The sequence below is a fragment of the Natronococcus pandeyae genome, assembly GCF_008122205.1.
GTDB classification, from domain to species: Archaea; Halobacteriota; Halobacteria; order Halobacteriales; family Natrialbaceae; genus Natronococcus; species Natronococcus pandeyae.
Genome location: NZ_PHNJ01000009.1, coordinates 120,031 through 138,251, shown reverse-complemented (window position 1 = coordinate 138,251; position 18,221 = coordinate 120,031). Strand labels below are relative to the sequence as shown.

The following is an 18,221-nucleotide window of genomic DNA, read 5'->3' as shown; positions in this document are numbered from 1 at the left end:
CACGTTCGGATAACACGAGTATCGAATCAGATGCTGGATATTCCGTTCGAGCCCTCGCTCGCGCTGTTACTCGTCTGTATCGCCTTCTTTTCCGGCGTCGGGATCACGACGATCGGACCCGGCGGCATCTTCGTGACGATCGCGCTCTACTCGCTCACGACGTTACCCTCGAGCCAGGTTGCCGGAACGGCCCACGCGACGTTCATCGTCACGGGGCTCGTCGGCAGCGTCGCGTACCTCTACTCCGGGGAGATGCGAACGGGCGAGGGTCGCGCGATCGCGATCGTCCTCAGCCTCTCGAGTATCGTCGGCGCACTCGCCGGCGCACACCTGAACACGTACGTCCCGCGTGCGATCTTCGGTGCGCTTCTCGGCGGCGTCTCGATGGCCGTCGGCGGAATCATCCTCTACCGGGAGCGACGCGGGTTCACGCCGCTCGTCGACCTCGAGGCGCTGACGCGATCCGGACAGCTCTCGCTCGCCGGGCTCGGATTCGTCCTCGGCGTCTGCAGCGGCCTGCTGGGGATCGGCGGCCCCGTTCTTGCAGTTCCGGCGCTCGTGCTCGTGGGGGTCCCGATGTTGCTCGCCGTCGCGGTCGCCCAGGTGCAGTCGATCTTCATCGCGACGTTCGCGACGGCCGGCTACGCTCTCCAGGGGAACGTCCTGCTCCCGGTCGCGGTCGTCGTCGGCGCGCCGTTGCTGCTCGGTGTGATCGTCGGCTGGAAGGTCGCACACGTCGTCGATCCCGCGCGACTGAAAGTCGCGCTCGGGGTCGTCCTCCTGGGCGTCGGCCCGTACCTCGCGCTGTGAACCGGGTCCCTGGCGTCGCTACAGCGGGCGAGTCAACGACCGGATCGGGTGGCTCGAGCCACCGGTCAGGTACCAGACTGAAGGAGTCCTGGACCGTTACGATCGGCTATGACACGGCGCATCCTCGTCCCGTTCGACGGCTCCGACGCCGCCCGGGGGGCCCTCGAGTACGCGATCGAACTGTTTCCCGACGGCGAGTTCCTCGCGCTGACTGTCGTCGACACCTCCGCCGTGCCGTTCATCCCGAACACCGCCTCACCGGAGACCAACGACGAGTTGCGAGTGATGGTACAGGAGGCCAACGAGGAGCTAACCGCGGCGGAGCGGATCGCCGACGACGCCGGCGTCGACCTCGAGTCGCTGACGCGGGTCGGTTCACCCGCCCAGGAGATCGTCGACTGCACCGAGAGCGAGTCGGTCGACCACGTCGTCATGGGCAGTCGCGGCCGGTCGGGGGTGACGCGGATCCTGCTCGGCAGCGTCGCGGAGGTCGTCGTCAGACACTCCGCGGCGCCCGTCACCGTCGTCCGGTGACGCCGACGCCGTCCGCTCCATGAACAGGCGCGCACCAGACTCTTCTCGAGTCGCGTACAACTCGGTACCGAGACGAGGGAACGATGAACGAAGACAAGCGCGACGCGAGCGAACACGATCCGGACGCGAAACACGACAAGCGCGGCGAGGGCCGCGACGTGACCACTCGCGACCGGATCGAGCCCGATCCGAATCCGGATAGACGGGGGCGATGGGTCTCGGGAGCCATCGCCCTGCTCGGGCTCTGGCTCGTCGCCCAGAGCGTCTGGCTCGACCCCACGCCGGACCGGTTCTGGAACGCCGTTCTCGTCGGTGCCGCCCTGCTCGCCGTCGGCGCGTACAACTTCTACCGGCGGGCGAACGAGGAGTTCGGCAGCGCCGGCGTCGCGATGTTCGCTGCCCTTCTCGGACTCTGGCTCCTCGCATCCCCCTTCCTGTTCGGCGTCGAGCCGGGGATCGCCACCGCCACGAGCGAACTCGTCGTCGGCCTCCTCGCGTTTGGGTTCGGCACTTACAGCGCCGTCGTGATCTGGAACCGACGCAAGGCGGCCGACGCTCGAGCGACGGCGACGTACGACCGGACCGGACAGTGATCGGGCGGCGTCGTCGATCCGCCGGCCCGCAATTATCGTTTCAACCATCCAGAAAGTAGATATTGCCGGCCCAATTCACTTCCACCCGCGTTCCGCTAGTACGATCCGAATGCTACCGTTCGTGGCTCTCGTCGTCGGCGTTCTCGCCGTCGTGATCGTTCTCGAGGTCGCCTCCTACACCTCTCTCAAACGGATCCCGTCGGTCGCGACGGAGGAGTTCCCGGAGATCGACCGCGAACTACTCGACAAGTTCAGCAGTTACGACCCCGAACTGGGCTGGTGTCCCCAGCCGAATCGAGAGAAACAGAAGGATACCGGCGACCACCTCCCCGGTGAGGAGGTCCGAAGCGTCGTCACGTACTCGACCGACGAGTACGCCAGCCGCGTCTGTCCGGCGAAAGACCGGGACGCGAACGCCGACGTGACGGTCTCGACGTACGGCGACTCCTACTGCTTCTGCCGGGAGGTCGACAACGACGAGACCTTCCAGCACTACCTCGCCCAGGAACTCGACACGCACGTCGGCAACTACGGCGGCGGCAACTACGGCCTCGATCAGGCGCTCATGCGTCTCGAGCGCAAGTACCCGGAGGACCAGACCGATTACGTCTTCATGGTCGTCACCGCCTCCTCGATCGCGCGCATCCTTTCGGTGTGGAAACACTACCAGGAGTTCGGCAACATCCTCGCGGTCAAACCGCGGTACACGATGGAAAACGGCGCGCTCGAGCGCATCGAGAGCCCGGTCGACGAAAAGGAGGACCTGCTCGACCTCGAGTCGAAGGCCGACTTCCTTCGCACGCACGACTTCCACTACGACCACTGGTTCAAACCACACCACGCAACGTTCCCGTACGCGTCCGACTTCCTCGACGACGCCGAGAAGATCCGGTACGCGCTGTACGAGGCCGGCATCGAGTTCGAGAAACGAACCGGCAAACCGATTCCCGGAATCGACTTCGACGAAGCGCAGACCCAGTCGGCGCTGCGGATGGAACAGCCCCGGGTGCGGTACCACGAGCGGCTGTTCGACACCCACGAGACCCTGTTCGACGCCCTGATCTCCGAGTTCGTCGACTACGGCGACGAGCAGGAGTTCACGCCGGTGTTCGTGATGGTCCAGCAGCTCCGGTACGCGAAGTACGAGTCCGAACACGGCCCCATCTACGGCGACCTGATGGACCGACTCGACGACCGGTACGACGATCTCGAGACGATCGACATGGCCCGCCACCTCGATCCCGACGACGGCGTCGAGTCGCTGTACGTCGAGCGCGGCGAGGGCGGCCACTACAGCCCGGAAACGAACCGAGAAATCGCGAACGTGCTGGCCGAGGTCGTCGACGAAGACCGATAGCACTTTTCCGGTGCCGTCTCCACCGTGGTCCTCGTCGATTCTCGCAGAGATTTAGTCGTCTCCCAGCCCGCTTTCCTCTAGAATCCGCCGTCCGGAGCGGACGAGTCGATCCCGCTGCTGTCGTGCGGGTTCGTTGTACAGCTTACCGTTTCGCTTGACGATCCGACCGTTGACGAGCACCGTGTCGACGTTCGCGACGCCCGACTGGAAGACGATCGTTTCGATCGGGTTGTGGACCGGCGTCGTGTTGACGTCGTCCGTCCGGATCAGCGTGATGTCGGCCCGCTTCCCCGGGGTCAGGGAGCCGATCTCGTCCTCGAGGCCGAGGGCTCGAGCGCCCTCGATCGTCGCGAACTCGAGGGCCTGCCGCGCGGTGAGCGACAGTTCGCCGACCTGTTCGCCCGCCTCGACGGTCGGCTGGTTATCGAGCGCGCGCTGGACCTGCAGCGCCGTGCGAGTCTGGGTGAACATGTCACCGCTGACGTTCGAGACGATGTCGACGCCGATCGACGGAACGCCGCCCGCGTCCAGGGTCTCCCGAAGCGGCGGCATCCCCATTCCCATCTGCATCTCCACCTCCGGAGTTATCGACACCGATGCCCCCGCATCGCCGATGAGTTCGAACTCCTCGTCGGTGAGTCGGTTCCCGTGGACGAAGTTGAGGTCGTCGCCCATGAGGCCGAGTTCCTCGAGCGTCTCGACGCCGCCCGGGCCGAGCGAGCCGATGTGCATCGACGCGGGAACGTCGAGTTCGCGGGCCAGTTCGATGTCGTGAGCCACGACCTCGTCGGTCGAGTAGTCGGGGCCGCGGATCCCCATCGCGAGGGTGAGAAGGCCGTCGTTCGCGGGGAACCGCTCGTCGTGGAGCCGCCGGATATCGTCGGGGTGGGGTTCCGTGCTCTCTTCCCACCACGTCTCGCTGTCGTCACCCGGTTGGCCGTGGGCGAACACGGCCCGGATGCCGGCGTCCTCGAGGCCGTCGATCGCCCGGTTCGTGTGACCCGGCGAGTTCGCGATGTGGAACCAGTCGAGGATGGTCGTCGTCCCGGCGTTCAACTGCTCGAGCGCGCCGAACAGGTTGCCGACGTAGGCGTCGTCGGGGGTGTAGTGACTGCTGATCTCACCGAGCATCGTGTCGAGGTACTCGAGGAACGACCAGTCCCCGGCGATCCCGCGAACGCCCGCCTGCCAGGTGTGCAGGTGCGCGTTGACGAACCCCGGCAGCACTATCGCGTCGCTCGCGTCGATCGTTTCCAGGCCAGAGACGTCGATGTCGCGGTCGATGCGCTCGATCCGTCCGTTCTCGACGAGCACGTCGGCGTCGCGGCAGACGCCGAGGTCCGGGTCGACGGTGACGACCGTCCCGTTCCGGATCAGTTTGCGGTCGGGTGTTTCGCCCTCGCCGCCCTCGTCGCCGTCGGTCGCCGAACTCTCGGTTGCCCCGCCGGTGGACGCGAACGAGAGCGACGCCAGGGCCGTGCCGCCGGCTCCCAGGTAGCTTCGCCTCGATACGCCGGATTCCGTGCCGCTGTCGTTGGTTTGCATAGTTGATCTCCGGCTCGAGGTAGCGGTCGCTTCCAGGTGTGCGTTGCTTTGGAATATACCAACCGGCGCACGGAACCGCGCTCGCTAGTCGTCGTCCGCGGTCGGCACCGGTCCCGTCGTCGGTGTTCTCTTCGTGTTCGAGAGGAAACTTCTGGCGAGCCACGCTTCGGCCCGGGTCAGTCGGTACTGGAGGGTCGACGTCGGGATGCCTTCCGCGTCGGCAATTTCCTGGAGCGACCGCCGTCGTGGCGCGTCGTAGTAGCCGTACTCGACGGCGAGTTCGAGGGCCTCGCGCTGTTCGTAGGGCAGATCGGAGCCAGTGACGCGCTCGCCACCCCACTCGATCGGGCGGCTGACGCGTTCGAACGTCAACTCGAGCCCGTCTCGAAGGTTCGCGTCGAGTTCGTCGTAGATCGCACCCATCGCCGTGTCGTCCTCTGCGAGGAGCCGCCACCGGTACTCGCGTTCGTGCTGTTCGGCCCGGCACAGCACGCCGTCGCCAAGGTGTTTCGCCGCGAGGTAGGGGATCGACCGGCAGCCGTCTCCTTCAGACTGGCGCGAGTAGATGAGCCGGCTCGTCGGTCGGTCCGCGAGCACGTCGTACGTCCAGTCGATGGCGCAGCCGCCCATTCCTCGAACGCTCGAGCAGCGGTCGATCCCGTCGAGGCAGTCGTCGTAGGCCTCGAGCGCCTCCCGGGGACCGGTTACCTCGTCCACCCGCCACATGGTGTCTTCGGTCGCGTGACAGGAGATCGTCTGCGCGTACAGTTGCGGGTGGTCGATGAAGACGTCCATCAGGTGGTCCGCCCCGCGCTCGTAGACGACCGTGAACGCAAACTCGCGCATACGAAACGAGTTGGCGGACAGTGACATGAACGTGCCGTCACGGTTCGCCGACGGCCGATTCGCGGACTGACTGAAAAGCACGTGCAGTAACCGGGCTGTCGTTGACGGGGCTGGGACGTGTACCACGAGAAAATGCAACCGCTGTACTTCGCGATCGGGATCGTCGTACTGATCGCCGTCGTCGTCGACATCATCTGGACGACGCTCTGGGTCGACGGCGGCTCCGGCCCGCTCTCTGGCCGATTGACGACGGCAATCTGGCAGGGGCTCCGGTTCTCGAGCGACGATCACCCGAAAGTGCTGAGCACCGCCGGTCCGGTCATCCTCGCGCTCACGCTCGCGATGTGGATCGCGCTGCTCTGGGTCGGCTGGACCTTCCTCTTCGCCGGCGACGAGACGGCCCTCATCAGCACGCACACCGGGGAAGCTGCCGACTGGTCGGGCCGGTTCTACTACGTCGCCTACACGATGTTCACGAACGGAAACGGCGATTACACGCCCACGACAAGCGGCTGGGAGATCGCGAGTTCCTTTACCACCGCCACCGGAATGGCGTTCGTCACGCTGGGGGTGTCCTACGTGCTCACGGTTCTCGGCGCCGTCTCGGACAAGCGAGCGTTCGCGAACAGCGTCACCGGCCTCGGCGAGCGAAGCGAAGCGTTCGTCCGGGCCGGCTGGACCGAGGAGGAGTTTCGCGGCCTCGACCTGCCCGTGGAATCGCTCGCCTCGGATCTCTCCCACCTCGCCGACCAGCACAAGGCCTATCCGATCCTCCACTACTATCACAGCGAACGCGGCAAGCGCGCCTCGGCGATGGCGGTCCCGATCTTCGACGAAGCCCTGACGCTCTTTCGCTACGGCGTCGAGGAAGACGCCCAGCTCAATCCCGCGCTGGTCGAGAACGCCAGGTCGAGCACGGACAGCTACCTCGACACGCTCGAAACCGCGTTCATCGAACCGTCCGACGAGGTGCCGCCGCCGCCGGATCTCGACCGGCTCCGCGAGGAGGAGATTCCGACCGTCGACGACGAGGAGTTCGAGGACGCACTCGAGGAGCTGACACACCGCCGGAAGAACCTCCTGGGGGTCGTTCGCGCCGACGCCTGGCGCTGGCCATCGATCGAGGGTCGGGAGTCCGTTCCGAGACCGGAGGACGCTGACAAGGAGAACGACCCGCGGTAGTTTACTTTCACCGCGGTAGCGTACACCTTTTACCCCCGCCGTTAGTATGAGGAGACGATGACGTCGTTCCAGTCGACACTCGGTGACGAGTCGGGGATCGCCGAGGAGCTGGCAGAGAGCCAGCAAGCGATCTCCATCGCCGAGTTCTTCGAGAAGAACAAGCACATGCTCGGCTTCGACAGCGGCGCTCGAGGCCTCGTGACGGCCGTCAAGGAGGCCGTCGACAACGCCCTGGACGCCGCCGAGGAGGCTGGCATCCTCCCGGACATCTACGTCGAGATCCAGGAGTCGGGCGACTACTACAAGCTGATCGTCGAGGACAACGGTCCCGGACTGACGAAGGAATCGCTCCCGAAGGTCTTCGGGAAACTTCTCTACGGTTCTCGCTTCCACGCCCGCGAACAGTCCCGCGGACAGCAGGGGATCGGCATCTCTGCGGCCGTCCTCTACTCCCAGCTGACCAGCGGCAAACCCGCAAAGATCACCAGTCGCACCCAGGGTTCGAGCGAGGCTGAGTACTTCGAACTCATCATCGACACCGACGAGAACGAGCCCGAGATCAGCGTCGAGGAGACCACCTCCTGGGACCGCCCGCACGGGACCCGCATCGAACTCGAGATGGAGGGGAACATGCGCGCCCGCCAGCAGCTTCACGACTATATCAAACACACGGCGGTCGTCAACCCCCACGCGCGACTCGAACTCCGCGAGCCGAACGCCCACTTCAAGTTCGAGCGGGCGACGGACCAGCTTCCGGAGGAGACCGAGGAGATTCGCCCCCACCCCCACGGGGTCGAACTCGGGACGGTAATCAAGATGCTGGCGGCAACGGACTCCCAGACCATCTCCGGCTTCCTGCAGGAGGAGTTTACCCGCGTCGGAAAGAAGACAGCCGACTCGGTCATCGACGCCTTCCGTGACCGCCACTACGGGCGGGAGATGCGTTGGCAGCCGCCCGCGAGTCACGAAGCGATCGATCTGGAGACGCTCGTCTCGGATGCGACCGCGAACAAGGGCGCCGAGGCGACGGCCGCCTTCGCCGACGCTATCGCGGCGGCCGTCGACGATCACGACCGGATCGCTCACCACGAACTGGTCGACATCGTCGAGACGGCCGCCGATCGCACCGAAGACGAGCACGGGACCGCGTTCGGCGAGACGGTCCAGGAACACGCCGTCGACGCCGTCTGGCGCGCGCTGATCGATGCACCCGAGGATACGGCCGAGCCGGACGAGGACGTAGTCGAGGAGTCGCGACTCGTAACCGACTGTTACGAACTCGCGGACGCGGCGACGAGCACTCGGAAGGACGACGAGGTGATCCACGCCTTCGCCGGCCGGCTCGCGGCAAAGTTCGAGGACGAAGAGGACGATCGGCACCGACTCACCCGACGGCAACTCCGCGAGCACGTCGACCGGGCCGCGGACCTCACCGAGGAGTACGACGACGTCTCCTTCGGCGATACCGCCCGCGAGAACGTGACGGAAGCCATCTGGAACGTCATGCTGACCGTTCCCGACGATCCGCCGCTCGTCCGGGAACTCGAGGGTGACCGCGACGCGACCAGCGACCTCGTCGACGGAATGCGCGCGACCGACATCATGGCACCGCCGACCCGGTGTCTCTCCCCGATCACCGACGAGCTCATCCAGGCCGGCCTCGAGAAGGAGTTCGACGCGGACTTCTACGCCGCGGCGACCCGCGACGCGGAGGTTCACTCCGGCGATCCGTTCATCGTCGAGGCGGGCATCGCCTACGGCGGCGAGATTCCGGCCGAGGGTGGGGCCGACGTGCTCCGCTTCGCCAACCGCGTGCCGCTCGTCTACCAGCGCGGCGCGTGTGCCACGACCGACGTGGTCAAGTCGATCGGCTGGCGCAACTACGGGCTCGATCAACCCGGCGGCTCCGGCCTGCCGAACGGCCCCGCCGTGATCATGGTCCACGTCGCCTCGACGAACGTCCCCTTCACGAGCGAGTCCAAGGACGCCGTCGCCAACGTTCCCGAGATCGAAGACGAGATCGAACTCGCGATCCGTGAGGCCGCACGCGAACTGAAAAGCTACCTCAACAAGCGCCGCTCGATGGAGAAGCGCCGAAAGAAACAGAACGTCCTCGGGACGATTCTCCCGGAGATGGCCGAGAAGGTCGCCGAAGTCACGGGCCGGGACGAACCCGACATCGACGACGCGATCGCCCGCATCATGAACAACGTGCTCGTCGAGCGCCACACGGAGGCGAACGGCGACGGCCAGGGCGTCTCGCTCGTCGTCGAGAACCACTCGAGTACGAACGAATCCCTCGAGGTCACCGATATCGTGACCTCCGAGCCACGCAACCTCTCGGACGGTGCGACCGCCGTCGAGATGGACGGCGAGTGGTTCGTCAAGTGGGAACCCGAGATCTCGAGCGAGGGCGAGGCCGTCCTCGAGTACGAGGTCGACGACGACGCGTCGTTCGATCTCGACGTAAAGGGCGTCGAAAGCGAGAAACTCACCGTAACAGACCAATGAGTGCAGAAAACGACCAGCAGGCGAAAGAACAGCTGCTCGATCTCGCAGCACAGTTCTACGACCAGTTCGAACTGGGCGAGATCCCCCACATGTCCGTGCCGACGCGGACGAAGAACAACATCGAGTACGACGAGGAGATGGACGTCTGGGTGTACGGCGACCGGGAGTCGACGCGCTCGGCGAACTCCGTCCGCGGCGCCAGAAAGCTCCTGAAGGCCGTCTACACGATCGAGTTCCTGGCGAATCAGCTCGAGGAAGACCGCTCGTCGACGCTGCGTGAACTCTACTACCTCTCCGAGAGCTGGGACAACGAGGAAGCCCAGTTCAACGACCAGGACGAGTCCAACGGGTTGATCGAGGACCTGGAGATCGTCTCCGAGGTCACCCGCGAGGACTTCCACATGCGTCCGGAGGAGTCGGGGGCGACGATCATGGGGCCGCTCCACCTCCGCGAGCAGACTCGCCGCGGCGAGCGCGAGATCCACTGTCAGAAGGACGTCGGCGAAGGTGGCTACCAGATCCCGAACAATCCGGACACGATCGAGTTCCTCGACAACGACGCCGACTTCATCCTCGCCGTGGAGACCGGTGGGATGCGCGACCGGCTCGTCGAAAACGGCTTCGACGAGGAGTACAATGCCCTGATCGTCCACCTCAAGGGACAGCCCGCACGGGCGACCCGACGGATCACCAAACGACTCCACGACGAACTCGATCTGCCGGTGACGGTCTTCGCCGACGGTGACCCGTGGTCGTACCGGATCTACGGCTCGATCGCCTACGGCTCGATCAAGTCGGCCCACCTCTCGGAGTACCTCGCGACGCCCGAAGCACAGTATATCGGGATCCAGCCGGCCGACATCGTCGAGTACGACCTGCCGACCGACCCGCTCTCGGACTCGGACATCAACGCTTTGGAGAGCGAACTCGAGGACCCGCGCTTCCAGACCGACTACTGGGAGGAACAGATCGAACTGCAACTCGAGATCGAGAAGAAGTCCGAACAGCAGTCACTGGCAGCCCGAGGACTGGACTTCGTGACGGATACGTATCTTCCGGAGCGTCTCAGTGAGATGAACGTCATTTAGACGGTTCGCGAGGTCGAATCTGTTCTTCGATGTCACTCTCGAGAGCCCGACAACTGGTCGGAATCGACGGTTCGGCCGTCGAACGGGAGCCGTGACTGCAGTCGAACGACAGCCGGCCGATCGTTGAGCCGCTCCCCGACGGCCGGCACCAGCACGAAGAACCCGACAATCACCGCGTAGCCGAGCACGTCGACGATCCAGTGGAGGTCCAAGCCCGCGGTCACCAGCCGCAGTGCCACCAGCGCCGGAAGACAGCAGAGACCGAGGACGAGCAACGACGCTCCACTGGGGGCCCACTGACGGCGACCGGCGTACTGCCAGGCGAGGGTCGCGCCGATCGCGGCGCCAGTCGTCAGCGTCGTGTAGTGGGTCGAGCCGAACGCGAAAGAGACGATCGCGATCGCACCGGCGAGGAGGAACAGGGGTTCGGGATCGGGATCGAGGTAATAGATAGCGGTGACGATTCCGAGGCCGAGGACGACGCCCGCGAGGGCGTCGCCGAGGAAGTGAGCTCCGATAACGATTCGGGAGAGCGCGACGAGCACGATGATCGCCCCGGCGACTGCGTACCGCAGCCCTCGAGTACCGAGCCGTCCGTAGACCGCGACCGCACTGTACACCGCCGCAGAACCGAGCGCGTGACCGCTCGGGAAACTGTACGGGCTGTACGTCGCGTGGGTGAACGCGACCTCCGGCCGAGCGGCGTCGATGCTCCCTTTGAGTCCGGCCGAGACCGCCAGCGCGACGAGTGCGATCGCCAGGACGAGCCCGCGCGTTCGCTGTTTCGTCGGCGAACCGAACCAGTACACGAGAGCGACGACGAGGAGCAGCGTCGCCCCGTCCCCGAGGTGTGTGACCAGTTCGAAGAACCGGATCGCAGGCTCGGGGAACGATGCGCGGACCGCCTCGTTCGTCGCCTCGTCGAAGAAGATGTTCTCGAGCGTCCCGGTGTCCATATCGATTCGTTCGTCGTCGAGAGAGAAAGAGGCCGCGTCGGGAGGACTTCACGACGCTCTCGAGCGAGGGACGGTCGTGCGACGCTGGAGCTGCGAAAGCGTTAGCGGTGGCTGGATTCGACGTCTCGATTCGTCGGAATCGAATCCTCGTCGACCGATTCCGACGAACCGCTCGTCCTCGCTGCCGTTGGGCGCGTCGCCTCGGCGTTCGCACACCGTCGGCAGTAGTAGTTGTGTCCCTCGGAGATCGTCACCGGGATTCCGAGCAGGTAGAACCCTTTCCGGTAGGTCCGCTCGAGGCCGCGCCCGACGGGCTCGGAACAGGCCGCACACGGCCGGTTGTAGTCGACGACCGTTCGCTCGTCGACCGATCGGGCGTACCCGTTCGTCGTTACGGATCGGCGCCGGCCGAGTCGTCGGCGAACCGTCGGCAGGAGCCCGAGCCCGACGGTGGCGAGTCCGACCGCGAGCGCAACGATGATCGGCGCGACCGCGGCGCTCGCGTAGACGACCGCCAAGCCCACCAGGGCGAACGCCGTCGCCAGACAGCCCGCGGCGCCGAGTCGACTCGCCGCGTCCCACCGCGATCCGGACGGGTCCGCTTCGTCGCTGGACTGATCGGCCCGCAACACCATTCGCTCGGCGTCGCCGACGTACCGGTAGAGTCCGTACAGCGCGTTGCCGAGGCCCATCGTCCACCAGATCGTCAGCGCGGCGACGACGAGGTGGTCGTTGACGCCGCCGACCGTCCGCCGGACCATGACGACGTGGTCGCCGAAGTCGTGTTCGAGTTCCCAGCCGTCCGCCATCGCAGCCGCGACGCGGCGCTCGAGCGCCGGCCGGTTTCTCGTCGCGTCGGTACCGGTACTCGAGCCGTCGGTGTCGATCGTTCCGGAACTCGACGAATCGGCGCTCGGACGACCGCAGGACGGACAGTAGTTCATCGACGGCTCGAGCGATTCGCCGCAGTGCGAGCAGTATAGCCTACCCCGGCCGCGCTCTCGTCCTCGGCGACGGTCCCCGCTCATACTCGAGCCCAGGTCAGCAGCGACACTAACGTTTTGGAGCTATCGGAACGCCAACTCGTCGAGAGACACCGAAAACCGGGACGGTCAGAGAAACCCGAGACGGACCGCCGCACCCATCAAGCCGAAGATGGAGACGAGGACGAGACTGACCACGTAATAAGCGTGCCACCGCCGCGACGGCCGAAACGGCTCGGGAAGCTCGTTCTCGACGATGTACCAGTTGGCGGGATAGAAGAAAATCTCCGTCACCGCGAGAATCGCGGCGACGAACAACACGAGCGTCACCGGGACGTTCCCGAGCGAGAGGACCGTAACGCTGCTCACGAGGACGACCCCGACCACGACGGCCTTTCGGATCGGCTCGCTGTCCATCTCCTCGTTCTCGAGTGCCGTCGGCAGGATGTCGGCGGTCGCGCGCGACGCGCCGTCGAGCAGCGTGATCACGGTCGAGTACAGCGCGGCGAAGCCGCCGAGCAGCATCGCGTAGAAGGACCACTCGCCGAACGAGTCACCCAGGATGTCGCCGATCACGAGCGCGAAGTTAGCGTCTTCCGGCGGATTCGGATAGAGCACGTTCGACGCGAGGACCACCATGGCGGTGATCAGCGCGAAACTGAACGCGTAACCGATGTTGAAGTCGCGGCGCCCGGTCGCGATCCACGCCCGGATGTAGTCGTGGTAGGCCGGGTCCCGCGGATCCAGTCCTTTCTCGCGGAGCTCGCTCGCGCCGTCGCCCTTGGCCGTACTCCAGCTACCGACGAGAACCGTGGTGCTGAACCCGGACGGGGCGAAACCGGCCGCCGCGGCGAACAGACCGACGAACACCGGCCCCGTGAGATCCGGAACAGTAAACGCCATCGCGGTCGCCGTCCCCGGTTCCGGCGGGCCGACGACGACGCCGAGGAGCAACAGTACGCCGAGCGCGGCCGTAAAGCCGATCAGCACCTTCTCGAGCAGACTGTATCGGGAGAACATCACGAGCGCGCCGGCGAATCCGATGAGCAGAACGAACGCGATCGACGTCTCGAGGCCGGTGAGCGCAGCGACGAGCGCGGCCGTGCTCATCCCGGCGGCCGCCGTGATCGCGGTGTACATCCCGGTAAAGACCAGTACCGACAGCCACAGAGCCCAGTTTTTCGGCCCGGGAAGATTGCGGTAGCCCTGGACCGGGTTCTTGCCCGTGCCGTAATTGTATCTGATTCCGAGCTCCCAGGCGCCGTACTTCGCGAGGTAGATCAACCCGAATACCCAGATGGCGAACAGCCCGAACGTCGCGCCCAGCGTCGGGGCGAGCACGATGTGACTGACGCCGATGCCGATGAGCGCCCAGAGCATCGACGGTCCGAAGTGCTCGCGGAAGAAGCCGCGCCAGTCCGCGGCCGGATACGTGAGTTGCTCCGCGGACGACTCCTCCTCGAGGGCGGTCTTTCCCGCCATCTCACACGCCTGCGGAGCGAGAGATGTCACCGGCCGCCGGCTCGTCGATCGGCACTTCGATCCGGCCGATACGTGTATGATGTCGAATGTGTATCACGGTCATTGTCAAAAAATACGCGAGAAAACGTATATACTCGCGGAAATCGTCGGAATTCGGTCAGCGAAAAAACGTATCTCGAGAAACGTTAGTTGTCGTCCAGAACGACCGGCACGCCCCGCGTGGCGACGTCGACGACGAACGCCTCCGCGTCGGTCTCGAGCGCCTCGAACGTGTCGTAGTGAATCGGCAACACGAATCCGGGATCCATCGTCTCGGCGAGCGCCGCCACGTCGTGGCGATCCATCGTGAACGCGCCGCCGATGGGCGGCAGGAAGACGTCGACCGCCAGCTCCTCGTGGACCGGGAGGACGTCGGTGTCGCCGGGCCAGAACGCGGTGACGCCGTCGATCGTGACGCCAAACCCACAGCCTTCGCCCTCGTGGTGGTAGGGCGTCCCGTCCTCGTCAGTGTACGGGCCGCCGGGTTCGTTGTACGCCGGCGTCGTGTACAGGTCGAGCGGGCCGAGCACGAACGACTCGTCGGCACCGACGCGTTCGACCTCGTAGGGGAGGTCTTCGGGCTGTTCGTCGACGCGGTCGATCTCGTTGGCGTCGATCGCCTCGTGGATGACGACGATCGCGTCCTCGTGGGCAACCCGCCGGATACCCTCCGGATCGTAGTGATCGTCGTGACTCACCAGGACCAGATCGCCGTCGCGGGCGTCGTAGTCGTCGAGAACCCCGTATCGGCCGGGGTCCATGTAGACGACCGCACCCGTCTCGCCCTCGAGGCGGACGGTCGCGTAGCCGAGCCAGTCGACGTCGATCGCACCGTATCGAACGGTCATACGCGATGATTGGTGCAGGGACGCGAAAAGCGTTGGCGGTGTTCGTTCAGACGGGCTGCTGTAACGATTTCCTGGCACGACCGCAGGACGGCTCGCGGTCGCGCCGGAACTGACTTCGAGCAGGCCGTCTCAGGGGCGTCTGATCGAGTGCTCGAGCGTCCCGACGCCCTCGACTTCGATCTCGACGTCGTCGCCGTCCTCGAGCGGGCCGACCCCCTCCGGCGTCCCGGTCGCGATCACGTCGCCGGGCTCGAGCGTGAGGTAGGTCGTAATTTCGGCGATCAGCTCCGGGATCGAGAAGATGAGCTGGTCGAGCGAGCCGTCTTGCTTCGTCTCGCCGTTGACGCGCGACCGAACGGCTGCGTCGTCGGGAACCTCGTCCGGCGTCGCGAGCACGGGTCCCATCGGCGCGGCCCCGTCGAAGGCCTTCCCGCGGACCCAGTTCTGCTCCTGGCGCTGGTCGTCCCGGTTCGAGATGTCGTTCACGCAGGTGTAGCCCTCGACGACGTCCATCGCCTCCGACTCGGGGACGTGTCGGCACTGCTCGCCGATGACGACGCCGAGTTCGGCCTCGTAGTCGATGCGCTCCTTGCCGGCGGGCGCCGTGACGGTGTCGCCGTGGGCCGCGAGCGCGTTCGGCGGCTTCAGGAAGAGCAGCGGCCGGTCCGGAACCTCCGAGTCCATCTCGTCGGCGTGGGCCGCGTAGTTGCGCCCGATGCAGACGATCTTCGAGGGCTCGCAGGGCGGGAGGACGTCGATCTTCTCGTCCTCGAGCGCGTAACTCTCGTTCGCGAAGTGAACGTGACCGCTCTCGAACTCGCCGCGACGGACGGCGCCTGCGGGGTCGCGGAATCGAACGTATTTCATGCCCGATGGCTCGTATCGCGGGATCAAAAGGATTGAGGTGTCGGCTGGACTCGCACGGACGTTCGGCGTAGGAATCCCACCTTTCACGCGCTCCCGGCGAGGCGAATCGCAGCATAACGCTTCATTACAGACTGTTCTGGCTCGAGGGGGAGTCGTCGGCGTTCGATGGACCATCGTGGATTCGCTCTCGAGAATACCGATTCCGAGAAGCGTGTCCGTGATGTGATGAGTTAGTGCGTCAGAGTGTACCACTGCCGCCTCGGAACGGAACGCTTTTTACTAGCCCTCGGCAAGCAGTGAATGCGTTCAGCTCCGTTGGTGTAGTCCGGCCAATCATTTCGGCCTTTCGAGCCGATGACCTGGGTTCAAATCCCAGACGGAGCACTTCTTTGCGAACAATTCCGTGAGCGAAGAATGTAACCTGGATTTGAACCACGGAAATCGAGCGTAGCGAGATTTGCATCGGGTTCAAATCCCAGACGGAGCATTTCTTTGCGAACAACTCGTGAGTAGGAACTGTAAAAAGTGCTTCGAGCGGCGCCTGTCGACGCTACCGCGCCCTCGGTCACTCTCGATCCGCATTCCAAGCGAGATTCGCGTCGGATCCCACGGTGGACTCTTCGTCCGCGGTGGACCGGACGTTACCGGTCACGCGACGGCAGAAGCGTAAACGAGAACGTCGACCCCTCGCCGGGTTCGGAGTCGACCCAGATCTCGCCGCCGTGGCGCTCGACGATCCGTTGACTGAGTGCGAGTCCGATGCCGGTTCCCTGGTGTTCGCTGCGGGTGTGGAGTCGCTCGAACACCTCGAAGACGTGGTCTTGATCCTCGGGATCGATCCCGATCCCCTCGTCGCGAATCGAAATAGTCCACCGCCGCCCGTTCCGTTCGGCCGAAATGTGAACGCGAGGCGGCTCGTCGCCGCTGTACGTGAGCGCATTACTCAGGATGTTCTGGAAGACCTGCCGCAACTGGCTGACGTCACCCCTCACGCGGGGCAGTTCCTCCGTCGTGACTCTGGCGTTCGTCTCTTGGATCTGGAGGTGGAGATCTTCGAGCACCTCTTCGAGGACGTTCTCGAGGTCGACCGGTTCGAACGGATCACCCTGGGTTTCCACGCGAGAGTACTGGAGGAGGCCGTGGATCATGTCGCGCATTCGATCCGCGCCATCGATCGCGAACTCGAGGAACTCTTCGCCGTCCTCGTCGAGCGCGTCGGCGTACCGGCTCTCGATGAGTTTGAGGTAGCTCGAGACCATCCGCAGCGGTTCCTGCAGGTCGTGAGAGGCTGCGTAGGCGAACTGCTCGAGGCGCTCGTTCGACTCTTCCAGTTTCCGTTCGCGCTTCTGTCGCTCGGTAATATCGCGAGCGATTGCGATCATATACTCCTGATTCAGTTCGACGTGAGCGACGTTGACCTCCGCCGGATAGGTCGATCCATCCTTCCGTTCGTGTTCGCCGATGATCGTCACTGCGTTCTCGGCTTCCACGTTCTCGACGTGAGCCCGCCACTCGGCGACGTCGGCAAAGCGCCGCTCGATGTCGAGAACTGATAACTCGAGTAGCTCGCCTCGATCGTATCCGAGCCGACGACAGGCAGTCTCGTTGGCGTCCAGTAACCGCCCCGTCTGTGGTTCGACCACGAGTACGATATCGTTGGAGTGGTCCAGGAGGGTTCGAAACAACTCGAGTTCTCGTTCGTGTTCCTTGCGGTTGGTGACGTCCTGGAAGTACACCGAGAGTCCCGTTTTCGAGGGGTAGGCTCGCACCTCGAACCAGCGGTCGAGCGGGTCGGGATAGTACTCCTCGAACGAGAGGGGTTCCTGTTCGTACATCGCCCGCTCGTACTTCGGCCTGAAATCCTTGCTGAGCGCTTCGGGAAACTCGTCCCAGACCCTCTTTCCGACCAGTTCCCGGTTCTCCGGATTGATCAACTCGTGTGCACGCTCGTTGAGATACGTGAACTCCCACTCCTCGTTGAGCGCGAAGAAGGCGTCCGAGATGCGGCCGTAGATCTCTTCGAGGTCGCGCTGTGCCTGTTCGTTCTCGATCGCTGCCGCGATGATGTTCGCAACGCTCTGTACGAAGTTGGCGTCGTGCTCCGTGAACTCGTATCGTTCCGTCGTGTACGTTCCCAGGATCCCCCACGGATCGTCGACCGAGCCGATAAGCCCGGTGATACCGCTGACGGCCTCGCTTTCGGCGAGTAACTCGCAGTCGGAGAATCGTTCGTCGGTCCGCAGGTCGTCGACGACAATCGGGTGTTCGGTGAGCAGCGTGGGATCTGCCCGAGAGCCCTGATCCGCAACCACCGTCGTCGATCCGATCAGTTCGTCCTCCCATCCGACCCCCTGTCGGAGAACGGCTTCGTCGCCAGCGGGAAGCAACTCGAGAACCGTCGCGTACTCGGTGTCTACTGTCTCGGCGACGGCGGCCGAGGCGTCGTGCAGTAATCGATCGAGGTCGTCGGTCTCGAGTGCGTGCTTTCCGAGTTCAGCAACGACCTCCTGTTGGTGAACCCGGCTGTAGAGGTCCCTGTGTGAGTCGGAGGTCGAGGTCATGCTCCGGAAGATAATCGAA

The 18,221-nt window shown here is 64.8% G+C and carries 15 protein-coding genes and 1 tRNA gene; 8 read left to right on the top strand and 8 right to left on the bottom strand.

What is annotated here, in order from left to right; genetic code table 11:
• The first annotated feature begins 30 nt into the window (after positions 1-30).
• The 4 genes from CV102_RS16440 to CV102_RS16425 all read left to right on the top strand — a co-directional run bounded on the left by CV102_RS16440 (position 31) and on the right by CV102_RS16425 (position 3,294).
• Positions 31-810: a sulfite exporter TauE/SafE family protein gene (locus tag CV102_RS16440; RefSeq protein ID WP_148859099.1), complete on the top strand. Its 780-nt coding sequence runs from the start codon at positions 31-33 to the stop codon at positions 808-810.
• A 108-nt stretch (positions 811-918) separates the two neighbouring features.
• Positions 919-1,344, top strand: a complete 426-nt coding sequence (locus CV102_RS16435) for a universal stress protein (protein ID WP_148859098.1) — start codon at positions 919-921, stop codon at positions 1,342-1,344.
• Between the two features lie 83 nt (positions 1,345-1,427).
• Positions 1,428-1,937, top strand: coding sequence for an SPW repeat protein (locus tag CV102_RS16430; RefSeq protein ID WP_148859097.1), 510 nt, complete (start codon positions 1,428-1,430; stop codon positions 1,935-1,937).
• Positions 1,938-2,046: 109 nt separating this feature from the next.
• The gene (locus tag CV102_RS16425; RefSeq protein WP_148859096.1) at positions 2,047-3,294 is read left to right on the top strand and encodes a hypothetical protein; all 1,248 of its coding nucleotides are present in this window, start codon (positions 2,047-2,049) and stop codon (positions 3,292-3,294) included.
• A 51-nt stretch (positions 3,295-3,345) separates the two neighbouring features.
• Here CV102_RS16425 and CV102_RS16420 read toward each other — a convergent pair whose 3' ends face one another.
• Positions 3,346-4,839 carry an amidohydrolase family protein gene (locus tag CV102_RS16420; RefSeq protein WP_148859095.1) on the bottom strand — a complete coding sequence of 498 codons (1,494 nt, stop codon included), beginning with the start codon at positions 4,837-4,839 and terminating at the stop codon, positions 3,346-3,348.
• A gap of 84 nt (positions 4,840-4,923) precedes the next feature.
• On the bottom strand, positions 4,924-5,685 hold the full coding sequence (locus CV102_RS16415) for a helix-turn-helix domain-containing protein (RefSeq protein ID WP_148859094.1): 762 nt from the start codon (positions 5,683-5,685) through the stop codon (positions 4,924-4,926).
• A gap of 132 nt (positions 5,686-5,817) precedes the next feature.
• Here CV102_RS16415 and CV102_RS16410 point away from each other — a divergent pair, with 132 nt between their 5' ends.
• From CV102_RS16410 to CV102_RS16400, 3 genes are read left to right on the top strand one after another with little or no spacing between them, the layout of a single operon-like run.
• Positions 5,818-6,867, top strand: coding sequence for a potassium channel family protein (locus tag CV102_RS16410; protein WP_148859164.1), 1,050 nt, complete (start codon positions 5,818-5,820; stop codon positions 6,865-6,867).
• A 57-nt stretch (positions 6,868-6,924) separates the two neighbouring features.
• Positions 6,925-9,378: a DNA topoisomerase VI subunit B gene (locus CV102_RS16405; protein WP_148859093.1), complete on the top strand. Its 2,454-nt coding sequence runs from the start codon at positions 6,925-6,927 to the stop codon at positions 9,376-9,378.
• Positions 9,375-10,466, top strand: coding sequence for a DNA topoisomerase IV subunit A (locus CV102_RS16400; RefSeq protein WP_148859092.1), 1,092 nt, complete (start codon positions 9,375-9,377; stop codon positions 10,464-10,466). The genes CV102_RS16405 and CV102_RS16400 overlap by 4 nt, the downstream gene beginning before the upstream one ends.
• A 32-nt stretch (positions 10,467-10,498) precedes the next feature.
• On the opposite strand, the gene CV102_RS16395 is transcribed toward CV102_RS16400, so the two are convergent.
• The 5 genes from CV102_RS16395 to CV102_RS16375 form a co-directional block, all read right to left on the bottom strand.
• A complete protein-coding gene (locus CV102_RS16395; protein ID WP_148859091.1) occupies positions 10,499-11,422 on the bottom strand; it encodes a phosphatase PAP2 family protein in 924 nt (307 codons plus the stop codon).
• Positions 11,423-11,523: 101 nt separating this feature from the next.
• On the bottom strand, positions 11,524-12,450 hold the full coding sequence (locus CV102_RS16390; protein WP_148859090.1) for a zinc ribbon domain-containing protein: 927 nt from the start codon (positions 12,448-12,450) through the stop codon (positions 11,524-11,526).
• Positions 12,451-12,534: 84 nt separating this feature from the next.
• Positions 12,535-13,887, bottom strand: a complete 1,353-nt coding sequence (locus CV102_RS16385) for an Nramp family divalent metal transporter (RefSeq protein WP_148859089.1) — start codon at positions 13,885-13,887, stop codon at positions 12,535-12,537.
• Positions 13,888-14,072: 185 nt separating this feature from the next.
• Positions 14,073-14,774 (bottom strand): MBL fold metallo-hydrolase, encoded by a 702-nt coding sequence (locus CV102_RS16380; protein WP_148859088.1) that lies wholly within the window; start codon positions 14,772-14,774, stop codon positions 14,073-14,075.
• Between the two features lie 129 nt (positions 14,775-14,903).
• The gene (locus CV102_RS16375) at positions 14,904-15,641 is read right to left on the bottom strand and encodes a fumarylacetoacetate hydrolase family protein (RefSeq protein ID WP_148859087.1); all 738 of its coding nucleotides are present in this window, start codon (positions 15,639-15,641) and stop codon (positions 14,904-14,906) included.
• A gap of 309 nt (positions 15,642-15,950) precedes the next feature.
• On the opposite strand from CV102_RS16375, the gene CV102_RS16370 reads away from it, so the two are divergent.
• Positions 15,951-16,025: transfer RNA gene (locus CV102_RS16370), tRNA-Glu, on the top strand.
• Between the two features lie 257 nt (positions 16,026-16,282).
• On the opposite strand, the gene CV102_RS16365 is transcribed toward CV102_RS16370, so the two are convergent.
• Positions 16,283-18,202: an ATP-binding protein gene (locus tag CV102_RS16365; RefSeq protein WP_148859086.1), complete on the bottom strand. Its 1,920-nt coding sequence runs from the start codon at positions 18,200-18,202 to the stop codon at positions 16,283-16,285.
• Between the last annotated feature and the right edge of the window lie 19 nt (positions 18,203-18,221).